The organism is Caballeronia humi (genome assembly GCF_001544475.1).
Lineage (GTDB): Bacteria > Pseudomonadota > Gammaproteobacteria > Burkholderiales > Burkholderiaceae > Caballeronia > Caballeronia humi.
The window spans coordinates 423115-442716 of sequence record NZ_FCNW02000001.1; the positions used below are offsets into that span (position 1 = coordinate 423115).

Consider the following 19602-nt stretch of genomic DNA (forward strand, 5'->3'; position numbering starts at 1 on the left):
TTAAAAAGAGTGGAACACTAAAATTTGGTCCCGACGTGTAAAGCTACCACGCCACCTGACAAATTGTAATATTCGACTCGATCCAGGCCCGCTTGTTCCATCATTGTTTTGAGCGTCTCCTGGTCCGGATGCATGCGGATGGATTCCGCAAGATACCGGTAACTATCAGCATCTTTCGCAAACTTGTCGCCAAGCCACGGCAAAACCTTGAAACTGTAGACGTCGTAAGCCTTTTTCAGCGGGTCCCACACCTTGGAAAACTCTAATACGAGAAGACGACCCCCCGGCTTCAAAACCCGCTGCATCTCCGTTAATGCACCATCTTTGTGCGTCATATTACGAAGACCAAACGCCACGGTGACCACGTCGAAGTAGTTGTTCGGGAACGGGATCTTCTCGGCATCGCAAAGAAGCGCGGGCGTGATCACGCCTTTGTTCAACAGCCGGTCGCGCCCGACGCGCAGCATCGATTCGTTGATATCGGTGTGCCAGACCTCGCCCGACGGCCCCGCCTGTTTCGCGAACGCCATCGCCAGATCGCCCGTCCCGCCTGCCAGATCGAGCACCTTGTAGCCGGGCCGTATCTTTGCCTGACCGATCGTGAAGAACTTCCACACGCGATGCAGCCCGCCCGACATCAGATCGTTCATCAAGTCGTAGTTGCTCGCGACCGAGTGAAACACGCCCGCCACTTTTTTTGCTTTTTCCTGCTCGTCGACCGTTTCGAAACCGAAGTGGGTCTTGCTCATCGCGCTCGTCCTCGCCTGTTATTTGTTCTCTGTCCGCGCTCGGAACGCGGCTTCGTGCGGCAAAACGCCGCGCCAGCTACGCTGATCAATGACAGTGGCCGCCGGATGCCTTGGTCGCCATCGGCGCATCGCGGTCGACGCCCGCCGCTTCAAGTTTGGCCAGGTATGCGCGCCAGAGTTCGTCCTGGCGCACGGCCAGGTCGTACAGGATGTCCCACGAGTAGATGCCCGTGTTGTGGCCATCGGAGAAATTGAGTTGCAACGCATAGTGGCCAACCGGATCGACGCCAATCAGCGACACGTCGCGCTTGCCGGTCTGCAGCGTTTCCTGGCCCGGGCCGTGGCCCTGCACTTCCGCCGACGGCGAATACACGCGCAGCAGTTCGAACGGAACGCGATAGCTTTCATTGTTCGCGTACTGCAGTTCCAGCGCGCGCGATTTGGAATGCACGACGATCCCGGTGGGGATCGGCGTCTCTTTTGTCAGTCCGCTCATGATGAGCCTTGATGGTAGATGTCTAGTTCTGCCCGAACGCCTGGTTCAGTTCAGTGCGGATAGCCTCGCGCAGGAGCGTGGCCTGCGCGCGCCACTTCGATAGTTGCGCCTCGGGCACCGAACGCTGGCGCGGCGCCCAGATCGGCAGGGGAAAGCGCGAATCGTTCGAGCGGCGCGGGATGACGTGCCAATGGACGTGCGGCACCTGATTGCCGAGGCTCGCGAGATTCACCTTCGCCGGCGAAAGGATGCGCCGCATCGCGCGCTCGACGCCGTTCACGGCCGTCATGATGCGCAGACGCGCCTGATCGGAGAGATCGGACATCTCTCCGACGTGCGAATTCCAGATCACGCGGCACAGGCCCGGCCAGTCGGCCTCATCGGCGAGGACGACACGCAGCGTGTCGTCCGACCATAAAACCTCACCGCCGTCTTCACGGCAAAACACACAATCCATCATCAACCTCTGGCGAAACGAACCTCGATCTCGCTATTACACCAGCACGCGCTCGATACCGCCATCGTTCGCGCGCGCGACGTAGTCCGCCATCCAGTTTTCGCCGAGCACCTTCCGCGCGATTTCGACGACGATGTAATCCGCTTCGATGTTCGCGTCCTCGTTGTAGCGCGAAAGACCTTGCAGGCACGACGGGCAGCTCGTGAGGATCTTGACCTCAGTGCCATTCGACTGCGCGCCGTCGCCGGCCTTCAACACTGATCCCGCCGGATCGATCCCGCTCGCGCCGGCAGCAGCGACCAGCGGGATGTCGCGCAACTTCGCCGCGCCCTTGCGGATCTCCTCTTCCTTGCGAAAGCGCACCTGCGTCGAAATATCCGGTCGCGTGACGGCGAGCGTGCCCGATTCGCCGCAGCATCGATCGTTCTTCTCGATCTTGTAGCCGTCGTTCTTCGAGCCCATCAGTTCGTTGACGAGCTTGACCGGGTCCATCGTCTTGATCGGCGAGTGGCACGGGTCGTGATACATGTAGCGCGTGCCCTTCACGCCTTCCAGCCGAATGTTCTTTTCAAGTAAAAATTCGTGGATGTCGATGATCCGGCAGCCCGGAAAGATCTTCTCGAATTCGTAGCCGGCGAGTTGGTCGTAGCACGTCCCGCACGACACGACCACCGTCTTGATATCGAGATAGTTCAGCGTATTCGCGACGCGGTGGAACAGCACGCGGTTGTCGGTGACGATCTGCTCGGCCTTGTCGAACTGGCCAGAGCCGCGCTGCGGATAGCCGCAGCACAAGTAACCCGGCGGCAGCACGGTCTGCACGCCCGCTTCCCAGAGCATCGCTTGGGTGGCGAGGCCGACCTGCGAGAACAGCCGCTCCGAACCACAGCCTGGGAAATAAAACACCGCTTCGGAATCGACGGTCGTCGCCTTCGGATTGCGAATGATCGGGACGATCTTGTTGTCCTCGATGTCGAGCAGCGCGCGCGCCGTCTTCTTCGGCAGGTTGCCCGGCATCTTCTTGTTCATGAAGTGGATCACCTGCTGCACGACCGGCGGCTTGCCGACCGTCGCCGGCGGATGCGCCGTCTGCTTCTTCGCGAACTTCTTCAGCAGGTCGTTGCCGAGCCGCTGCGCCTTGTAGCCGACGCCCATCATCGCGGTGCGGGCGACGTTGATCGTCTGCGGATTGGTCGCGTTGAGGAAGAACATGCCGGCCGCGTTGCCCGGATTGAACTTCTTCTTGCCCATCTTGCGCAGCAGGTTGCGCATGTTCATCGTGACATCGCCGAAGTCGATCTTCACGGGGCACGGCGTCACGCATTTATGACAAACCGTGCAGTGATCGGCGACATCGTTGAATTCGTCCCAGTGCTTGATCGACACGCCGCGGCGCGTCTGTTCTTCGTACAGGAACGCCTCGACCAGCAGCGACGTCGCGAGAATCTTGTTGCGCGGGCTGTAGAGCAGGTTCGCGCGCGGCACGTGCGTCGCGCACACCGGCTTGCACTTGCCGCAGCGCAGGCAATCCTTGATCGAATCGGAGATTGCGCCGATATCCGACTGCTGCATGATCAGCGATTCGTAACCCATCAGGCCGAAGCTCGGCGTGTAGGCGTTGCGCAGATCCGCGCCCGGGAGCAGCTTGCCCGCATTGAAGCGCCCGTTCGGATCGACGCGCTGCTTGTACGCGCGGAAATCGCCGATTTCCTCTTCCGTCAGGAACTCCAGCTTCGTGATTCCGATGCCGTGCTCGCCGGAAATCACGCCGTCGAGCGCGCGCGCGAGCTTCATGATCCGCGCGACCGCGTGATGCGCGTCCTGCAGCATCTCGTAATTGTCGGAATTGACGGGGATGTTCGTATGAACATTGCCGTCGCCCGCGTGCATATGGAGCGCGACGAACACGCGTCCGCGCAGCACCTGCTTGTGGATGTTCTGCGCTTCGTCGAGGATCGGCTTGAACTCGCCGCCGTTGAAAATCTGGCGCAGTTCCGCGCGGATTTCCTGCTTCCACGAAATGCGCACCGTGCGATCCTGCGCAACGTTGAAGACGGTCGCGCCCGGCTGCGCATCGACGCGATCGGCGAGTTTTTCCGCCAGCGCCTCGTAGCCGAGCCCGACCATGTAGTGCTGCGCCTCGCGCAACGGCAGATCGAGCTTGTCGCCGACGAAGGTCCAGCGCGCCTTCACGCGCTTTAGCAGATCGAGCGCCTGCTGCACGCGGTCTTCGAGCAGTTCGGCGCTCGGGATTTCGTTCGCGTCGTCGCTTTTGCCGAGCGGCAGCTTGCCGGTGCGGAAAAACGCCTCCAACGCGTCGACGAGTTGCAGCTTGTTCTTGATCGACAGCTCGATGTTGATGCGCTCGATGCCGTCCGTGTACTCACCCATGCGGTTGAGCGGGATGACGACGTCTTCGTTGATCTTGAACGCGTTCGTATGCTTCGCGATCGCGGCCGTGCGCGAGCGGTCGAGCCAGAAGCGCTTGCGTGCTTCGGCGTTCACCGCGACGAAACCTTCGCCGCTCTTGCCATTCGCCATGCGCACGACTTCGGACGTGGCGATGGCGACCGCATCGGCATCGTCGCCGACGATATCGCCGATCAGCACCATCTTCGGGAACGCGTTGCGCTTGCTCTTGGTCGCGTAGCCGACCGCGCGCAGATAGCGTTCGTCGAGGTGTTCGAGGCCCGCGAGGATCGCGCCGCCCTGCTTCGACGTCTCGAAAAGATAATCCTTGATCTCGACGATGCTCGGAATCGCGTCGCGTGCCTGGCCGAAGAATTCGAGACAGACAGTGCGCGTGTGCGCGGGCATCTTGTGCAAAATCCAGCGCGCGGACGTGATGAGCCCGTCGCAACCTTCCTTCTGCACGCCCGGCAGGCCTGAGAGGAATTTATCCGTCACGTCCTTGCCGAGCCCTTCCTTGCGGAACGTCTTGCCCGCGATATCGAGCGATTCCGTGCGCAGAAGCTTTTCGCCCGGCGCGCGCGCGCCGTCGAACCAGTCGAGGCGAAAGCGTGCCACTTCGATGTCGTGAATCTTCCCGCAGTTGTGATCGAGCCGCGTGACTTCGAGCCAGTTGCCCTCCGGGTCGACCATGCGCCACCAGGCGAGGTTGTCGAGCGCCGTGCCCCACAGCACGGCCTTCTTGCCGCCCGCGTTCATCGCGACGTTGCCGCCGACGCACGAGGCATCGAGCGAAGTCGGATCGACGGCGAAGACGAAGCCCGCCTGCTCGGCCGCCTCGGTCACGCGCCGGGTGACGACGCCCGCGCCCGAGAAAATCGTCGCGACCTTGGCGCTGACGCCGGGAAGATCGGTCATTTCGACCGGACCGAGCTGTTCGAGCTTTTCCGTATTGATGACGGCCGAGAACGGTGTTAGCGGGATCGCGCCGCCGGTGTAGCCGGTGCCGCCGCCGCGCGGGATCACGGTGAGACCGAGTTCAAAACACGCCTTGATGAGCCCGGCGATTTCCGCTTCGCTGTCCGGCGTCAGCACGACGAACGGATATTCGACGCGCCAGTCGGTGGCATCGGTAACGTGCGAGACGCGCGAGAGGCCGTCGAACTTGATGTTGTCCTTCTGCGTGCGCTTGCCGAGCGCCTTCGCGGCCTTGCGGCGCAACTCTGCCATCTTGCCGAACTCGGAGGCGAAATCATCGACTGCGCGGCGCGCCGCCGACACCAGCACTTCGACGCGCGCGGCGCGGTCGTGACCCGCCGTATCTCCGTGCAGCGACAAATCGTCCTTCCTGCGCTTCTCGATCTCGTGCAGCCGGTGATTCAGCGCCTCGACGAGCAGCGCGCGGCGCTTCGGGTTGTCGAGCAAATCGTCCTGCAGGTACGGATTGCGGCGCACGACCCAGATATCGCCGAGCACTTCGTACAGCATGCGCGCCGAGCGGCCCGTGCGGCGTTCGCTGCGCAGCACGTCGAGAGCGGCCCAGGCTTCGTCACCGAGCAGCCGGATCACGATTTCGCGGTCGGAAAACGACGTGTAGTTATAGGGAATTTCGCGCAGGCGCGGTTCGAGATCGAGCGCCACGACGGCGGCGCCGCCATTCGGATCGAAGGCTTGGGGTGCGTTCATGTTCGACGGTTCGGTAGGCCGGCGCATGCGTCAAGGAAGGCGCAATGCCCGGCGATGCGCGTGGGGGCGCAAATTTTCGAGTGAGACTTTCTTTTGGGAAGGCAGCCGGTCATTGGACTGATAAGCGGCTTCATCAACCGCGCGGCGAGCCGCGCCGTGCCTTCGAGGTGCCCGGAATCAGCGCCACGATCGCGCATGACGCGCGTGCCGCTCGGCCGCGGGATGAGACTCGCGGGGGACATGCGTCAAAAAATCGATCCGAGGCTGCGCTTGCATCTTCCGATCCAGATTCGAAAAGACAATTCTAACCCATCGCGAAACCCCTCGTTCGCGGCAGCTAGCGCGTCGAAGGGGCTTTCGCCAGCCGGTTTTCGCCGTATTTCTGCGGTTTTTCGCCTGTGTTAAGGCGACCGTCCGGTCGGTAAAAGCGACTTCACGGCCGAGCCGAAGGTGGTTGGCGCTATCATTGACGTTTTCGCTCTCAAAAATAGCGCGCAGTCGCTCTGCGTGACTTTCCCGCATGGCACACCCCGATTACCTGAAAAAAGTCCTGACCGCGCGCGTCTACGATGTTGCCCGCGAAAGCGAGCTCGAGCCCGCGCGCAATCTGTCGGCGCGTCTCTCCAACGCGGTTTTCCTCAAGCGCGAGGACAACCAGCCGGTGTTCTCGTTCAAGATTCGCGGCGCCTATAACAAGATGGCGCAGCTTCCCGCCGACGTCCTCGCGCGCGGCGTGATCACGGCATCGGCGGGCAATCATGCGCAGGGCGTCGCGTTTTCGGCCGCGCGGCTCGGCTGCCGCGCGGTCATCGCTATTCCGACCACCACGCCGCAGGTCAAGATCGACGCGGTGCGCGCGCACGGCGGCCCGACGGTCGAAGTGGTGCTCGCGGGCGAGTCGTACAGCGACGCTTACGCACACGCGCTCAAGTTGCAGCAAGAACGCGGCCTCACCTTCGTCCATCCGTTCGACGACCCCGACGTCATCGCCGGCCAAGGCACCGTCGCTATGGAAATCCTGCGCCAGCATCAGGGGCCGATCCACGCGATCTTCGTGCCGATCGGCGGCGGCGGGCTCGCGGCGGGCGTCGCGGCATATGTAAAAGCGGTGCGGCCGGAGATCAAGGTGATCGGCGTGCAGACCGACGATTCCTGCGCGATGGCGCAGTCGATCAAGGCGGGCGAGCGCGTCACGCTGGCGGAAGTCGGCCTGTTTTCGGACGGCACGGCGGTGAAACTGGTCGGCGAGGAAACGTTCAGGCTGTGCCGCGAACTGCTCGACGAAGTGCTCACCGTCGATACCGACGCGCTCTGCGCCGCGATCAAGGACGTGTTTCAGGACACCCGCAGCGTGCTCGAACCGGCCGGATCGCTCGCCGTCGCGGGCGCGAAGCTGTATGCAGAACGCGAGGGCATCGAAGGCAAGACGCTCGTCGCCGTGACCTCCGGCGCGAACATGAACTTCGACCGGATGCGCTTCGTGGCGGAACGCGCGGAAGTCGGCGAGGCGCGCGAAGCCGTGTTCGCCGTGACGATCCCCGAGGAGCGCGGCAGCTTCAAACGCTTCTGCGAGCTCGTCGGCACGCGCAGCGTCACCGAATTCAACTACCGCATCGCCGATGCCAGCGCCGCGCACATCTTCGTCGGCGTGCAGATCAAGACGCGCAGCGAATCGGCGCAGATGATGAACGCGTTCGTCGAGCACGGATTCGCGACCGTCGACCTGTCGCACGACGAGCTTTCGAAGCAGCACATCCGCTATATGGTCGGCGGCCGGTCGCCGCTCGCCCGGGACGAACGGCTGCTGCGGTTCGAATTCCCCGAACGGCCGGGCGCGCTGATGAAGTTCCTCTCGTCGATGGCGCCGAACTGGAATATCAGCCTCTTCCACTACCGCAATCAGGGCGCGGACTACAGCTCGATTCTCGTCGGCATTCAGGTGCCGTCGGCGGAAAACGCCGAGTTCGAGCGTTTTCTCGCGACGCTCGGCTATCCGTGGTGGGACGAAGGCGCGAATCCGGTCTACAAGCTCTTCCTGGCGTAAGCGATGGCGGCGTTCACGCTCGAAGACAAGCTCGTCGTCGCGATTTCGTCGCGCGCGCTCTTCGACTTTGAAGAAGAAAACGAGGTCTACGAGACGGGCGACCTCGCAGAATATGAAGCGCTGCAGCGGTCGCGGCTGAACGTGCCGGCGAAGCCCGGCGTCGCGTTTCCGCTGATTGGTAAACTGCTCAAGCTCAACGCGGGCGGGCATCACGTCGAAGTGGTGATCCTCTCGCGCAGCGATCCGATCAGCGGCCTGCGCGCGTTCAGTTCGTGCAAGGCGCACGGGCTCGCGATCGAACGCGGCGTGTTTACGCGCGGGCGTCCGCCGTTTGGTTATCTGAAGCCGCTGCGGGCGTCGCTGTTTCTGTCGGCGAATCCGGACGACGTGCGCGCCGCGCTCGACGCCGGTTTTCCCGCCGCGCGCGTGCTGCCCGAGACGCCGCAGGCCGCGAGCCAGTATTCTGACGAAATCCGCATCGCTTTCGACGGCGACGCCGTGCTCTTCTCCGATGAAGCCGAACGCGTGTTTCAGTCGGCGGGGTTGTCGGCGTTTGTCGGGCACGAGACGACGAAGAAGGATTCGCCGCTCGCAGGCGGGCCGCTGAAGCCTTTGTTGGCGGCGCTGCACAAGCTGCAAAAAATCGCCGGTGACGCCGCGCCGATGCACATCCGCACCGCGCTCGTCACCGCGCGTTCCGCTCCCGCGCACGAGCGCGCGATCCGGACGCTGATGGCCTGGAACATCGAAATCGACGAAGCGATGTTCCTCGGCGGGCTCGACAAAGGCGCGTTTTTGCGCGAGTTCGAGCCCGATTTCTTCTTCGACGACCAAATCGGCCACTGCGAATCGGCCCGCGTCGTGACCGCGACCGGGCACGTGCTGAGTGGCATATCGAACGCATCATGACACCCGACCAATCTCCGCTCGGCAAGGAAGTCGTCTACACCGAACAGTACGATCCGCTGCTGCTGTTTCCGATCGACCGCAAGACGGCGCGCGATGCGATCGGCATTGGCGCGCGGCTGCCGTTTTTCGGGACGGACATCTGGAATGCGTATGAATTGTCCTGGCTGAACCGGCGCGGCAAGCCGCAGATCGCCGTCGCGACGTTCTTCGTGCCGGCGGAATCGCCGAATATCGTCGAATCGAAGTCGTTCAAGCTGTATTTGGGATCGTTCGCGCAGACGGCTTTCGATTCCATCGATGATGTGCGCGCCGCGATCAAGCGCGATGTGTCGGCGATTTGCGGAGTGAATGTGTCGGTGCAGCTTGCGGCACCGGGGGATTTTGGCAAATTGCAGATGGAGGAATTCGACGGGTTGTCGCTGGATCGGCTGGATCTGGATACGGATGTCTATTCGCCTGATCCGTCATTGCTTAAAGCGACACATGATGAAGCGCCGGTCGATGAGACGCTTTTTTCGAATCTTTTGAAATCGAATTGTCCGGTTACTGGGCAGCCGGATTGGGGCAGCGTTCAGATTCGCTATTACGGCGGACAGATCGATCACGCGGGATTGCTGAGGTATGTCATTTCTTATCGCGGACATACCGGGTTTCATGAGCAATGCGTCGAGCGCATTTTCATGGATATCATGCGGGAGTGTCAGCCGGAAAGGCTGGCGGTTTATGCGAGATATACGCGGAGAGGCGGGCTGGATATTAATCCGTTCCGGACGAATTTCAATTTGCCGATGCCTGATAATGCCCGGTTGGCGCGGCAGTAAAGAATCGAGCGTTGCCCTCTGCGGCAACGCTCTTTTTTAAGCAATTCAGGCGCCCGGCGCCTTATAAGCCACGCAATCCACCTCGACCTTGCAATCGATCACCATCGACGAAACCACACAAGCGCGCGCCGGCGGATTTTCCCCGAAATACTCCTTGAACACCTTATTGAACGAAGCAAAATCCCGCGGATCGTCGAGCCATACGCCGCATCGAACCACATGCTCCGCGCCATACCCCGCTTCTTTCAAAATCGCGAAAACATTCTGAATGCATTTATGCGATTGATCGACGATTCCGCCGTTGATCACTTCGCCATTTTCCATCGGCGTCTGCCCCGAAACAAACAGCCATCCATTCGCTTCAACCGCCCGCGCAAACGGCATATGCGCGCCGCCCTGACCTTTACCGCCTTCCACGCCATATCGTTTCATCTTCAACTCCTTTAAAACTCAGAAAGCGCCGTGTGCGTCCAGCTTGGAAGCCGAACCACGCGACACGAAATGTCCCGCACGCTCGCTAGTCACCGCCCGCTCGCTGTACGACAAAACCCCATTCACCCAGACCGCGTCGATGCCATCCGCCGGCTGCTGCGGATCGGCGAACGTCGCAGCATCGCGGACCTTTTCCGCATCGAACATCACCAGATCGGCGTGATAGCCCACCTTCACCTCGCCGCGCTCGGGCAGCCCGAAGCGCCGCGCCGACAAGCTCGTCATCTTGCGCACGGCCTCTTCCAGCGGCAGCAGCGCCGTGTCGCGCGCGTAGTGGCCGAGCACGCGTGGAAACGCGCCCCACAGACGCGGATGCGGCAGCGGATCGTTCGGCAGGCCGTCGGAGCCGACCATCGTCGCGGGATGCGAGAGGATGCGCCGCACGTCGTCCTCCGACATGTTGTGATACACCGCGCCCGCTGGCTGCAAGCGCTTGCCCGCCTCCTGCTGGCTCACGCTCCACTCCGCCGCGACCTCCCTGATCAGCTTGCCCGCCATTTCGGGATGCGGTTCCGACCACGTGATCGTGATATCAATGTCGCCGGTCACCTGCTTCAAATCGAGCGTCGACGAACTGCGGTTGTACGGATAACAGTCGCAGCCGACCGGCTGTCCGTCGCGCGTGTTTTCAAGCGACTTCAGCACCTCGACGCTGCGTCCCCAATTCGACGGCCCCGCGCACTTCAGATGCGAAATCACCACCGGCACGCGCGCATGGCGGCCGACCTGATACGCCTCGTCCATCGCGTCGAGGATCGCGTCGAATTCGGTGCGCATGTGCGTCGTGTAGAGCGCGCCCGCCTTCGAGAGCGGCTCGGCCAGCGCCTTCACCTCTTCCGGCGGCGCACTGAACGCCGATCCGTACGCGAGTCCGCTGCTCAAACCGAGCGCGCCGTTCTCCAGCGCTTCTTCGAGCTGCGCGCGCATGCCCTCGATTTCCGTCGAAGTCGCCGCCCGGTCGAGGCGGTCCATGTGATTGTTGCGCAACGCCGTATGCCCGATCAGCGCGCCGACGTTCACCGCCGGCCGCGCCTCGTTGACCGCTTCGACGTAATCGGCGAACGTCGGATAGAGGAATGCGCCTTCGTCGCCGAGCAGGTTCATCGGGTCGGGCGGCGCGCCCTTCAACGTCACCGGCGACACGCTGATCCCGCAATTGCCGACGATCACCGTCGTCACGCCTTGCGTCAGCTTCGGCAGCATCTGCGGCGAGCGGATCACGTGCGTGTCGTCGTGCGTGTGGACATCGATGAAACCGGGCGCCAGCACGCGCCCTTCCGCTTCGACGATTTCGTCCGCCGTCCAGCCGGCGAGGCCGCCCGGCGCCGTGATCGCGACGATCCGGCCGTCGCGCAGCGCCACGTCGCGTTCGACGGCGGGCGCGCCCGTGCCGTCGATCACGCGCGCGCCGACGATCAGCGTGTCGGCCTTCTCGGTTTCCGCTTGCGAATCCATTTCAGTCTCCCAGGGGTTGACGCTCGCCGCCGCCCCGATGGGCATCGAGTGCGTGTTTCATGCGGCGCAGCAGTTCGCGGCTGTGGCTCGCCTGCTTGACGGCCAGTTCAGTGACGAGCAGGTCGAGCGCCATCATCATCGCGTAACGTGACGATGATGGCTTGTAGATGAAATCGGTCTCGATCGCGATGATCGGGATCAGCCAGTCGGCCAGTTGCGCGAGCGGCGACGCGGGCGCGGTCAGCGCGATCACGCGCGCGCCGTATTCACGCGCGAGGCGGCAGCTTTCGACCATCTCCGGCGTCTGGCCCGTGACCGACAGCGCCACGACGACGTGTTCCTTCGACAGCGTCGCCGCGACCATGCGCTGCAACAAGCCGTCCTGGTACGACGCCACCGGCCGGCCGAGCCGCACGAGCCGAAAGCGCATTTCGTCGGAGAGCGCCGTCGAGCCGCCGCCCATGCCGAACACGTAGATCATCGAGGCCGCGCCGAGCGCATCGGCCGCCGCTTCGATCGGCGCGGCGCGCAGCGCGCCCTGGTTGTGCGCGAGCGTCGTCTGCACTTCCTCGAAGATGCGCGTGGCGAGGGAATCGGGCAGGTCGTCGGGTTCGCGCTTGAGAAAGCGCTGGCCGACCGCTGCCGCCTGCGCGAGCCGCAACTTCAGTTCACGCACGTCCGCGCAGCCGACCGCCTTCGCGAACCGCGTGACGGTCGCGATGCTCACGTCGGCCTTCTCCGCGAGCGCGCCGATGCTCGCGCGCGACGCACCCGTCAGGTCGTCGAGGATCAGCGCCGCGACCTTGCGTTCCGCCGAGCGCAACTCGGGCGCGCGCTCGGCAATCCGGGCGACGATATCGAAAGCAAGCGGTTCCGACGATGCATTCATCAGGGTAAATCCGGGTTCAGAAATCGGCGTCAACGCCGTGGTACTAAATAACAATTTATCCCGCATCCTACTTTCGGTAACATGTTGTCGTCAACCTTGGCGCCAGTTAAGTATCGACAGAAGTCTATATAAACGGACGATGGAGTAGCAGGACATGAAAGTTACAAACTATCAGAACGCCACGATCGACCCGTTCGGCAAGGGTCTTGGCATGGTGCCGGGCACGGGCATCCAGCTAAGCGACGCGGGGCGGCTCGACTGGAATCTGCTCGACGAGGATGTGAGCCTGCCGGCCGCCGTGCTGTACGCGGATCGCATCGAGTACAACCTGAAGTGGATGCAGGCGTTCGTCGCGGAATACGGCGTAAAACTCGCGCCGCACGGCAAGACGACGATGGCGCCGCAGTTGTTCCGCCGCCAGCTCGAAACCGGCGCGTGGGGCATCACGCTCGCGACCGCGCATCAGGTGCGCGCGGCGTATCGCGGCGGCGTGCATCGCGTGCTGCTCGCGAACCAGCTCGTCGGCAAGCGCAACATGGGCATGATCGCGGAACTGCTGACCGATCCCAATTTCGAGTTCTTTTGTCTGGTGGATTCGGCGGATGGCGTTGATCAGCTGGGCACGTTCTTCAGCGACGTGAAGAAAAAGCTGAACGTGCTGATCGAGCTCGGCGTGCCGGGCGGCCGAACTGGCGTGCGCGACGACGCGCAGCGCGAAGCCGTGCTGGCCGCCATCGCGCGCTGGCCGGACACCATCCAGCTCGCGGGCATCGAGTTATACGAGGGCGTGCTGCAGGACGAGTCGAAAGTACGCGAATTCCTGCAAAGCGCGGTGGCCATCACGCGCGCGCTCGTCGCCGAAGGAAGGATCACGCGCAAGCCGGCGATTTTGTCGGGCGCGGGTTCGGCGTGGTACGACGTCGTCGCCGATGAATTCGCGAAGGCGCACAGCGACGTGATCGAAGTCGTCCTGCGGCCGGGCTGCTATCTGACGCACGACGTCGGCATCTACAAAAAGGCGCAGAGCGAGATTTTCGCGCGCAATCCGATCGCACAGAAGATGGGGCAAGGGCTGAAGCCAGCGCTGCAGTTGTGGGCGTACGTGCAGTCGATTCCGGAGCCGGATCGCGCGATCATCGGCTTGGGCAAGCGCGATTCGGCGTTCGATGCCGGCATGCCGGAGCCCGCGCGCCACTATCGGCCGGGTGATGAGGCGCCGCGCGACGTCGGTCCCGACGACGGCTGGGAAATCTTCGGCCTGATGGACCAGCACGCGTATCTGCGCATCAAGCCGGGCGATGACGTGAAGGTCGGCGACATGATCGCGTTCGACATCTCGCACCCCTGCCTCACGTTCGACAAATGGCGCCAGGTGCTCGTCGTCGATCGTAAATTCCGTGTGACGGAAGTGATCGAGACGTTCTTTTAAGCGTCTTCGCTCGGGGCGGCGCCCGACGCCGCCACTTCCTGGATGCGCTGTTCCAGCATGCGCAACGCGTCTGAAAGTGCTGCGATGGCGTCGTCCGGGAGCGACGCCATCGTGTCGTGCAGGAACGCGTTCCTGCGCGGCAAACCGGCTTCGATCACGGCGCGCCCGTCCGGCGTCAGCACGACATTCGAGATGCGGTTGTCACGCGGATCGACACTGCGCGCGATCCAGCCGAGCGCTTCGAGCGCCTTCAGTTGCCGCGTGAGCGCGCCCGGATCGACGCGCAGCCGCTCCACCAGCTTCTTCTGCGACGATTCCCCCGACTGCTCGTGCAGCGCGAGCAAGATGCGCCAGCGTGGCATCGGCTGGCCGACCTGCGATTCGAACGCTGACATGAATGCGCGATACGTGCGCCCGAACTGTTGCACCACGGCGATTCGATCCTGTTCTTCCATGCTGTTGTCTTCCCGCAAAATCATTCGGCGACGATCGTCGGATCGACTGGGCCTTTCAGGCGTATCGGCGGCACGCGGCGCGACTGCCAGAGCGAAATCACCGCGACGATCGCCGCCAGCGCGAGCCCTATATGGATCGCGGCGACCAGCGCCTCGCGCGCCGCTTCCAGCAGCAGCGCGCCATTGTGACCTGCCGCGCCGAGTTGCGACAGCAGCGTGTCCTGCGCCTCCCGGTTGATCAAAATCTGCGGATCGGAGAGATCGGGGTACCAGTGTGAGGCGTGGTCCTTGTCCAGCGCGAGCTTCACGCCGCTCGCGTACAAATGCGTCACGAGCGTGCCGGTCAGCGCCGTCCCGATCATGCCGCCGATCATCCGCAACGATTGCAAAAGCGCCGTCGCGATGCCGAGATGCTGGCGCCCAGCCGTCTGCTGCGCGAAAACGGTCAGGTTCGGCATGACGAAACCGAGCCCCAGGCCGCCGATCAGCATGAACGTCATCAGGACGGGACGCGGCATCGCGCGCGTCGCGATCACCACACCGAGACACGCCACGACCAGCAGCGCGAAACCGACGTAGAGCATCGAATTCGGGTTTTTCACGCGCGTGACGATCCGCCCGTTCGCGATACTGCCGATCGTGATGAACACGACGAGCGGCGTAATCATCAGCCCGGCATCTTTCGGCGACATCCCGAAACCGCCCTGGAACAGCAGCGGCGCGTAGAACAGCAGCGAAAACATCGTGAAGCCGCCAAGAATGCCGAGCGTGAAGAGCGCCGCGAGGCTTTTGTTGCGAAACATGTCGATCGGCAGGATCGCGTGCGGGCAGCGCTTTTCCCAGAACCACAGCGCGATCGCGCTCGCGACGCTCATCGCAATGAGTGCAACCGTTTCCGCCGTGACGCCCTGCTTCGGCACGGTTTCGACGAACACCTGCAGCGAACCGAGCGCAATCGCGATCAGCGCGGCGCCAGGCCAGTCGAGCCGCATCTTGCCCTCGTGCGCGACGTGCCGGAGATGCGGCAGATAACGCCAGACGAAAACCAGCGACAGCGCGCCGACCGGCAGATTCACGTAGAACACCGACCGCCAGCCGTAATACTCGGTGAGAAAGCCGCCGAGCGACGGCCCGACCGCGTTCGCGATGCCGAACGCCGAACTCATCAGCACCTGCCAGCGCAGGCGCACGACGTTGTCGGGAAACAGATCAGCAATGCACGCGAACGCCGTGCCGACCAGCATCCCGCCCCCGATGCCTTGCAGACCGCGCGCGAGCACGAGAAAGAGCATGCTGTTGGCGAGCCCGCAGAGCACGGACGCCACGGTGAAGACGACGATCGACGCGATCACGAACGGCTTGCGTCCGTAGTAATCGCCAAGGCGGCCAAAAATGGGTACGGTAATGACGGAAAGCAGCAGATACGACGTGGCGACCCACGCGTAGAGATCGAAGCCCTTCAATTCGGAGACGATGGTGGGCAGCGCCGTCCCGACGACCGTCTGATCCAGCGCGACGAGCATCGTTACGAACGAGATGCCGATCATCGCCATCAGCGATTCGCGGAACGGCAGGACCTGCGAACTGGAATGTTGCGCGGCTGTATGAACGGCCATTTTTTGGCTGTCGCAATAGTTGACGAGTCAACGGAAATCGAATCTTAGCACGCGAAAACGCTCTAATCTGCTCCCGGACGCACTCTCTTACTATTTCAAGAAGCCAAAAATGGAACCCACGCCGATCGCCAGCACGCCCCTTTCAACCGACGACCTGGAGGCGCTGCGCCACGCGAAGGAGGCACTCGAAAGCCCGTCGCTGACGATGAAGCTCGCGAGCGTCGTCGGCTCGCCAATCGAGAAGCTGATGGCGAAGATGCCGAACATCGCGCAGGAAAAGATCGACGAAGCGACGCAACTCGCGCTGAAAAAGTGCCTGCAACTCGCGCTGCGCACGCTCGGCAAGTCGTCACCGTTCGATTCGCTGATGGCGCCGACGCCCGACAAGCCGCACAACCTGATGCACAAGCTCGCGGTCGCGACGACCGGCGCCGCGGGTGGGGCTTTCGGCATGTTCGCGCTGCCGGTCGAGCTGCCCGTCACGACGACGCTGATGTTCCGCTCGATCTGCGACATCGCGCGCAGTGAAGGCGAGGACATCCATCGGATCGACACGCAACTGCAATGCATGATGGTGCTCGGCATGGGCGGGCCGAGCAAGAGCGACGACAACGCCGACCTCGGCTATTTCATCGTGCGCGGCGCGCTGGCGCAGTCGGTCTCGCGAGCGACCAATGAGATCGCGGCGAAGGGCCTGAGCAGCCACGGATCGACCGCGCTCATCAAGTTTTTGCACACGGTGGCGTCGCGATTCTCGGTGCAGGTGAGCGAACAGGTCGCGGCCAAGTCGATTCCGGCGATCGGCGCGGTGCTCGGCGCGATGGTGAACACCGTGTTCATCGACCACTTCCAGCAAATGGCGCACGGCCATTTCACCGTGCGGCGGCTTGAACGGCAATACGGCCAGGTGGCCATCGAGCGCGCCTATCAGACGATCGACGTTTCCGGCAGCCGTTGAGCGGCGGCGCGTTGCGGCGGCGGCGTCGCTTCGCGGATGAAGCGGGCGGCGCGTTCAAGCGCGCGATTCGCCTCCGGCATGAACGGCGCGAACAACTGGAAGCCGTGCGGCACTTTTGGCCAGATCTCGAAATCGACCGTCACGCCTGCCCCGCGCGCCTTTTCCGCGACTCTTGTTGAGTCGTCGAGGAGCACTTCCGTGTCGCCGGCTTGAATCAACAGCGGCGGGAGACCTTCGAAGCGGCCGTATAGCGGGGAAGCGCAGGGATTTGTCGCGTCGGCATCGCCGAGATAGACCTTCGCCGCGCGAGCGAGCGCCGCGCCGTGGAACATCGGGTCGCGGCCGTCGTTCGTCACGATCGACGCACCGGTCGACGCGAGGTCCGTCCACGGCGAAAACAGGACGCCGCATGCGGGCAAGGGATCGGCTGCGTCGCGTAGTTTGAGCAGCGTTGCCAGCGCGAGGCCGCCGCCAGCGGAATCGCCCGCGATGGCGATCGACCGCGCGGGAACGCCATCGGCGAGTAATCGGCGATAGGCGGCGACGGCGTCGTCGAGTGCGCACGGAAAGCGGTGCTCTGGAGCCAGGCGATAGTCGAGCGAAAAAATGCGCGCATCGGTGCGCGTGGCGAGCGCAAACACCAGCGAACGATGACTGCGCGGCGAACAGAAGTAATAACCGCCGCCATGCAGATAAAGAATCGTGATGTGCTGCGGCGCGGCCGAAGCGAGCCATTCGCCACGCAGAGGGGCGGCATGTATGTCGTAGTGTTCGGTCAGACGCCAGCCGGGCGGCACCTTCGGCGACCAGACGCGCCGCGCGGTATAAGCCCGCGCGCGCGCGACATCAATGACCGGTTTCGCGGTCTCGGGGCGCATGCGCCGGCGCACGATCCAGCAGGCCAACGCGCTTTGCCAGCTCATCGGGCGCGATCCATGGGCTTCAATTTGCCGGCACGACCTGTCCGCGAATCTCGCCGGATGGGTTTTCCGCCGTGTGGATGTTGAAGTACCACTGGCCGGCCATCAGGTCAGTGATCTGCTGATCCGTCAGCGTGGCCTGCCCTTTCATCGGGCTGGCGAGCGCGCCTTTATCGACCGGGATTTGCGGCTTTGCATTCTGCCCGACCGGCGCGGGGCCATGGAAGTGCGCCATCGTGACCGGGCCGGACAGTTCCGAATAGGTCGCGGTCCAGGTCAGCGTCTTGCTGGTCGTATCGAAATTCGCCTCGACGACGCCGTGCCCCTTGCTCACACGCGGCGGCACTTCGCTCGACGGCTGGAGATTCGCCTTCAACGCAACGGTATCGGCGAAAGCGCCCGCCGATGTCAACGCCGACAACACGAGGACAGTCGCCAAGCAGATACGCGGCCTGAATATCGAATTCATTTTTATGCTCTCCTGTGACGGATGACCGCGTGCATCACAACGCCCCGGCGCTCATCTCATAATCCATGTTAGTGCATTTGGAATCACCTCGTTTGATTGGTGTTTTGGGAAGAGGCAATGCAAAAGGGCACCTTGCGGTGCCCTTTTGCTACTGCTTACCGATCAATTCGCTTTAGAAGCGGTGACGGATACCCGTTGTCACGACGACCTGATTGCCGCTGCTCGACGGAGCAGTGCCGTAGACGTTGGCGTAGCGGCCATCACTGTTCGTAAATTGCGCGACGCCTTCCGCGTAGATGTCAGTGCGCTTCGACAGCGCATAGTCTGCCTGGAGGCCAATCTGGTGATACTGCGTGTGGTCACTGTTACGCGAACCCGGCACGGAACCCTTCACGTCCGTGTACGTGTATGCGCCGCCGAGTGCCAATGCGGGCGTGAGGTTGTAGCGTGCGTTCACCTCATAGTTGTTGAAGCGGAGAGCCGAATCGCCCAGGTCGTACTGGAAACGCGACTGCGTCCACAGTCCGCCGAACGTCAGGGCGCCGACCGAGTAGTTCGCGCCCACGCCGTAGGTACGCTGCGACTGGCTCGGAACGAGACCGACGCTAAGGTGATTCGCATCCAGCGTATCGGTGATCGCACCGCCCGCGTTACCCGAGTTCGTGTTCTGCGTTTGCAGGTAGGCGGCGGCGATCTTGAACGGGCCGTTCGCGTACTGCATGCCGGCGCTGTAAGCACGGTTCGAAGCAAATCCGCCGGCGGCGTTCGAGAAGCCATAGAGGCCGCCGAACGAGAAGCCGCCGTAGTTCGCGCTTTGGTACTTCACCGAATTGTTCACGCGCACCGTGTGGTACGTGTTGTCATTGTCGAACGGATGCGCGAAGAACGTACCACCCCAAGAGCCACTCGCCGTCATCGGCCCCAGATAGTCGACCACGGAGTCGTATTGGCGACCGAGCGTCACGGTGCCGAAGTCGTTGCTCGTGACGCCGACGAATGCCTGACGGCCGAAAATTCGGCCATCTTGTTGCGACCGGCCGTTGGTGACGTCGAAACCGCTTTCCAACGTGAAGATCGCCTTCATGCCACGACCGAGGTCTTCCTGACCCTTCAGGCCCCAGCGGCTATCCTCTACGTTGCCGCCGGACAGACGTACGGTGGCGTTGTGGCTATTGGCATCACCTTGCGCCGTGGCTTCGTTGTTCACATAGGTAAAGCCCGCATCGACAATCCCGTACAGCGTCACGCTGCTCTGCGCGCTCGCGGCAGTCGCGAAAGAAGCGGATACGGCCGCCACAATCAGAGTCTTTTTCATGTGTGATCCTTTGAATGAGTCTTGCGACTCGAT

The 19602-nt window shown here is 62.8% G+C and carries 17 protein-coding genes; 5 read left to right on the forward strand and 12 right to left on the reverse strand.

What is annotated here, in order from left to right:
* Window positions 1-17: 17 nt before the first annotated feature.
* From ubiE to AWB65_RS02020, 4 genes are all read right to left on the reverse strand, one after another.
* Window positions 18-749 carry a bifunctional demethylmenaquinone methyltransferase/2-methoxy-6-polyprenyl-1,4-benzoquinol methylase UbiE gene (gene ubiE, locus AWB65_RS02005; protein ID WP_087665525.1) on the reverse strand — a complete coding sequence of 244 codons (732 nt, stop codon included), beginning with the start codon at window positions 747-749 and terminating at the stop codon, window positions 18-20.
* An 85-nt stretch (window positions 750-834) separates the two neighbouring features.
* A complete protein-coding gene (locus tag AWB65_RS02010) occupies window positions 835-1245 on the reverse strand; it encodes a gamma-butyrobetaine hydroxylase family protein (protein ID WP_087665526.1) in 411 nt (136 codons plus the stop codon).
* Window positions 1246-1267: 22 nt separating this feature from the next.
* A complete protein-coding gene (locus AWB65_RS02015; protein WP_087655873.1) occupies window positions 1268-1702 on the reverse strand; it encodes an HIT family protein in 435 nt (144 codons plus the stop codon).
* A 36-nt stretch (window positions 1703-1738) separates the two neighbouring features.
* On the reverse strand, window positions 1739-5797 hold the full coding sequence (locus AWB65_RS02020) for a DUF3683 domain-containing protein (protein WP_087665527.1): 4059 nt from the start codon (window positions 5795-5797) through the stop codon (window positions 1739-1741).
* 520 nt (window positions 5798-6317) lie between these two features.
* Between AWB65_RS02020 and ilvA the strand changes: the two genes are divergently transcribed.
* Genes ilvA through queF form a run of 3 tightly spaced genes read left to right on the forward strand, consistent with a single transcriptional unit; the run spans window position 6318 to window position 9571 of the window.
* Window positions 6318-7841, forward strand: a complete 1524-nt coding sequence (ilvA, locus tag AWB65_RS02025) for a threonine ammonia-lyase, biosynthetic (RefSeq protein WP_087665528.1) — start codon at window positions 6318-6320, stop codon at window positions 7839-7841.
* 3 nt (window positions 7842-7844) lie between these two features.
* Window positions 7845-8750 (forward strand): 5'-nucleotidase, encoded by a 906-nt coding sequence (locus AWB65_RS02030; RefSeq protein ID WP_087665529.1) that lies wholly within the window; start codon window positions 7845-7847, stop codon window positions 8748-8750.
* On the forward strand, window positions 8747-9571 hold the full coding sequence (gene queF, locus AWB65_RS02035; RefSeq protein WP_087665530.1) for an NADPH-dependent 7-cyano-7-deazaguanine reductase QueF: 825 nt from the start codon (window positions 8747-8749) through the stop codon (window positions 9569-9571). Before AWB65_RS02030 ends, queF begins: the two co-directional genes overlap by 4 nt.
* Before the next feature lie 45 nt (window positions 9572-9616).
* On the opposite strand, the gene AWB65_RS02040 is transcribed toward queF, so the two are convergent.
* From AWB65_RS02040 to AWB65_RS02050, 3 genes are read right to left on the reverse strand one after another with little or no spacing between them, the layout of a single operon-like run.
* Window positions 9617-10003: a RidA family protein gene (locus AWB65_RS02040; RefSeq protein ID WP_087665531.1), complete on the reverse strand. Its 387-nt coding sequence runs from the start codon at window positions 10001-10003 to the stop codon at window positions 9617-9619.
* 18 nt (window positions 10004-10021) lie between these two features.
* Complete coding sequence (locus tag AWB65_RS02045; protein WP_087665532.1) at window positions 10022-11518, reverse strand: N-acyl-D-amino-acid deacylase family protein; 1497 nt, start codon at window positions 11516-11518, stop codon at window positions 10022-10024.
* A gap of 1 nt (window position 11519) precedes the next feature.
* The gene (locus AWB65_RS02050; protein WP_087665533.1) at window positions 11520-12407 is read right to left on the reverse strand and encodes a MurR/RpiR family transcriptional regulator; all 888 of its coding nucleotides are present in this window, start codon (window positions 12405-12407) and stop codon (window positions 11520-11522) included.
* A gap of 154 nt (window positions 12408-12561) precedes the next feature.
* Between AWB65_RS02050 and AWB65_RS02055 the strand changes: the two genes are divergently transcribed.
* Window positions 12562-13836, forward strand: a complete 1275-nt coding sequence (locus AWB65_RS02055) for an amino acid deaminase (RefSeq protein WP_087665534.1) — start codon at window positions 12562-12564, stop codon at window positions 13834-13836.
* On the opposite strand, the gene AWB65_RS02060 is transcribed toward AWB65_RS02055, so the two are convergent.
* Both AWB65_RS02060 and AWB65_RS02065 read right to left on the reverse strand, forming a co-directional pair.
* Window positions 13833-14291, reverse strand: coding sequence for a MarR family winged helix-turn-helix transcriptional regulator (locus AWB65_RS02060; RefSeq protein WP_087665696.1), 459 nt, complete (start codon window positions 14289-14291; stop codon window positions 13833-13835). The two genes, AWB65_RS02055 and AWB65_RS02060, sit on opposite strands and share 4 nt — an antisense overlap.
* Window positions 14292-14311: 20 nt before the next feature.
* The gene (locus AWB65_RS02065; protein ID WP_087665535.1) at window positions 14312-15907 is read right to left on the reverse strand and encodes an MDR family MFS transporter; all 1596 of its coding nucleotides are present in this window, start codon (window positions 15905-15907) and stop codon (window positions 14312-14314) included.
* A 109-nt stretch (window positions 15908-16016) separates the two neighbouring features.
* Here AWB65_RS02065 and AWB65_RS02070 point away from each other — a divergent pair, with 109 nt between their 5' ends.
* The gene (locus tag AWB65_RS02070) at window positions 16017-16865 is read left to right on the forward strand and encodes an EcsC family protein (RefSeq protein WP_087665536.1); all 849 of its coding nucleotides are present in this window, start codon (window positions 16017-16019) and stop codon (window positions 16863-16865) included.
* Here AWB65_RS02070 and AWB65_RS02075 read toward each other — a convergent pair.
* The 3 genes from AWB65_RS02075 to AWB65_RS02085 form a co-directional block, all read right to left on the reverse strand.
* A complete protein-coding gene (locus tag AWB65_RS02075) occupies window positions 16835-17788 on the reverse strand; it encodes an alpha/beta hydrolase (protein ID WP_087665537.1) in 954 nt (317 codons plus the stop codon). The two genes, AWB65_RS02070 and AWB65_RS02075, sit on opposite strands and share 31 nt — an antisense overlap.
* 19 nt (window positions 17789-17807) lie before the next feature.
* Window positions 17808-18254, reverse strand: coding sequence for a CHRD domain-containing protein (locus AWB65_RS02080; protein ID WP_087665538.1), 447 nt, complete (start codon window positions 18252-18254; stop codon window positions 17808-17810).
* A gap of 172 nt (window positions 18255-18426) precedes the next feature.
* The gene (locus tag AWB65_RS02085; protein ID WP_087665539.1) at window positions 18427-19569 is read right to left on the reverse strand and encodes a porin; all 1143 of its coding nucleotides are present in this window, start codon (window positions 19567-19569) and stop codon (window positions 18427-18429) included.
* Between the last annotated feature and the right edge of the window lie 33 nt (window positions 19570-19602).

What these genes read in the sequence shown, in the direction of transcription:
- ubiE (WP_087665525.1), bottom strand. Translation starts at nt 749, where the DNA reads ATGAGCAAGACCCACTTCGGTTTCGAAACGGTCGACGAGCAGGAAAAA.
- AWB65_RS02010 (WP_087665526.1), bottom strand. Translation starts at nt 1,245, where the DNA reads ATGAGCGGACTGACAAAAGAGACGCCGATCCCCACCGGGATCGTCGTG.
- AWB65_RS02015 (WP_087655873.1), bottom strand. Translation starts at nt 1,702, where the DNA reads ATGGATTGTGTGTTTTGCCGTGAAGACGGCGGTGAGGTTTTATGGTCG.
- AWB65_RS02020 (WP_087665527.1), bottom strand. Translation starts at nt 5,797, where the DNA reads ATGAACGCACCCCAAGCCTTCGATCCGAATGGCGGCGCCGCCGTCGTG.
- ilvA (WP_087665528.1), top strand. Translation starts at nt 6,318, where the DNA reads ATGGCACACCCCGATTACCTGAAAAAAGTCCTGACCGCGCGCGTCTAC.
- AWB65_RS02030 (WP_087665529.1), top strand. Translation starts at nt 7,845, where the DNA reads ATGGCGGCGTTCACGCTCGAAGACAAGCTCGTCGTCGCGATTTCGTCG.
- queF (WP_087665530.1), top strand. Translation starts at nt 8,747, where the DNA reads ATGACACCCGACCAATCTCCGCTCGGCAAGGAAGTCGTCTACACCGAA.
- AWB65_RS02040 (WP_087665531.1), bottom strand. Translation starts at nt 10,003, where the DNA reads ATGAAACGATATGGCGTGGAAGGCGGTAAAGGTCAGGGCGGCGCGCAT.
- AWB65_RS02045 (WP_087665532.1), bottom strand. Translation starts at nt 11,518, where the DNA reads ATGGATTCGCAAGCGGAAACCGAGAAGGCCGACACGCTGATCGTCGGC.
- AWB65_RS02050 (WP_087665533.1), bottom strand. Translation starts at nt 12,407, where the DNA reads ATGAATGCATCGTCGGAACCGCTTGCTTTCGATATCGTCGCCCGGATT.
- AWB65_RS02055 (WP_087665534.1), top strand. Translation starts at nt 12,562, where the DNA reads ATGAAAGTTACAAACTATCAGAACGCCACGATCGACCCGTTCGGCAAG.
- AWB65_RS02060 (WP_087665696.1), bottom strand. Translation starts at nt 14,291, where the DNA reads ATGGAAGAACAGGATCGAATCGCCGTGGTGCAACAGTTCGGGCGCACG.
- AWB65_RS02065 (WP_087665535.1), bottom strand. Translation starts at nt 15,907, where the DNA reads ATGGCCGTTCATACAGCCGCGCAACATTCCAGTTCGCAGGTCCTGCCG.
- AWB65_RS02070 (WP_087665536.1), top strand. Translation starts at nt 16,017, where the DNA reads ATGGAACCCACGCCGATCGCCAGCACGCCCCTTTCAACCGACGACCTG.
- AWB65_RS02075 (WP_087665537.1), bottom strand. Translation starts at nt 17,788, where the DNA reads ATGAGCTGGCAAAGCGCGTTGGCCTGCTGGATCGTGCGCCGGCGCATG.
- AWB65_RS02080 (WP_087665538.1), bottom strand. Translation starts at nt 18,254, where the DNA reads ATGAATTCGATATTCAGGCCGCGTATCTGCTTGGCGACTGTCCTCGTG.
- AWB65_RS02085 (WP_087665539.1), bottom strand. Translation starts at nt 19,569, where the DNA reads ATGAAAAAGACTCTGATTGTGGCGGCCGTATCCGCTTCTTTCGCGACT.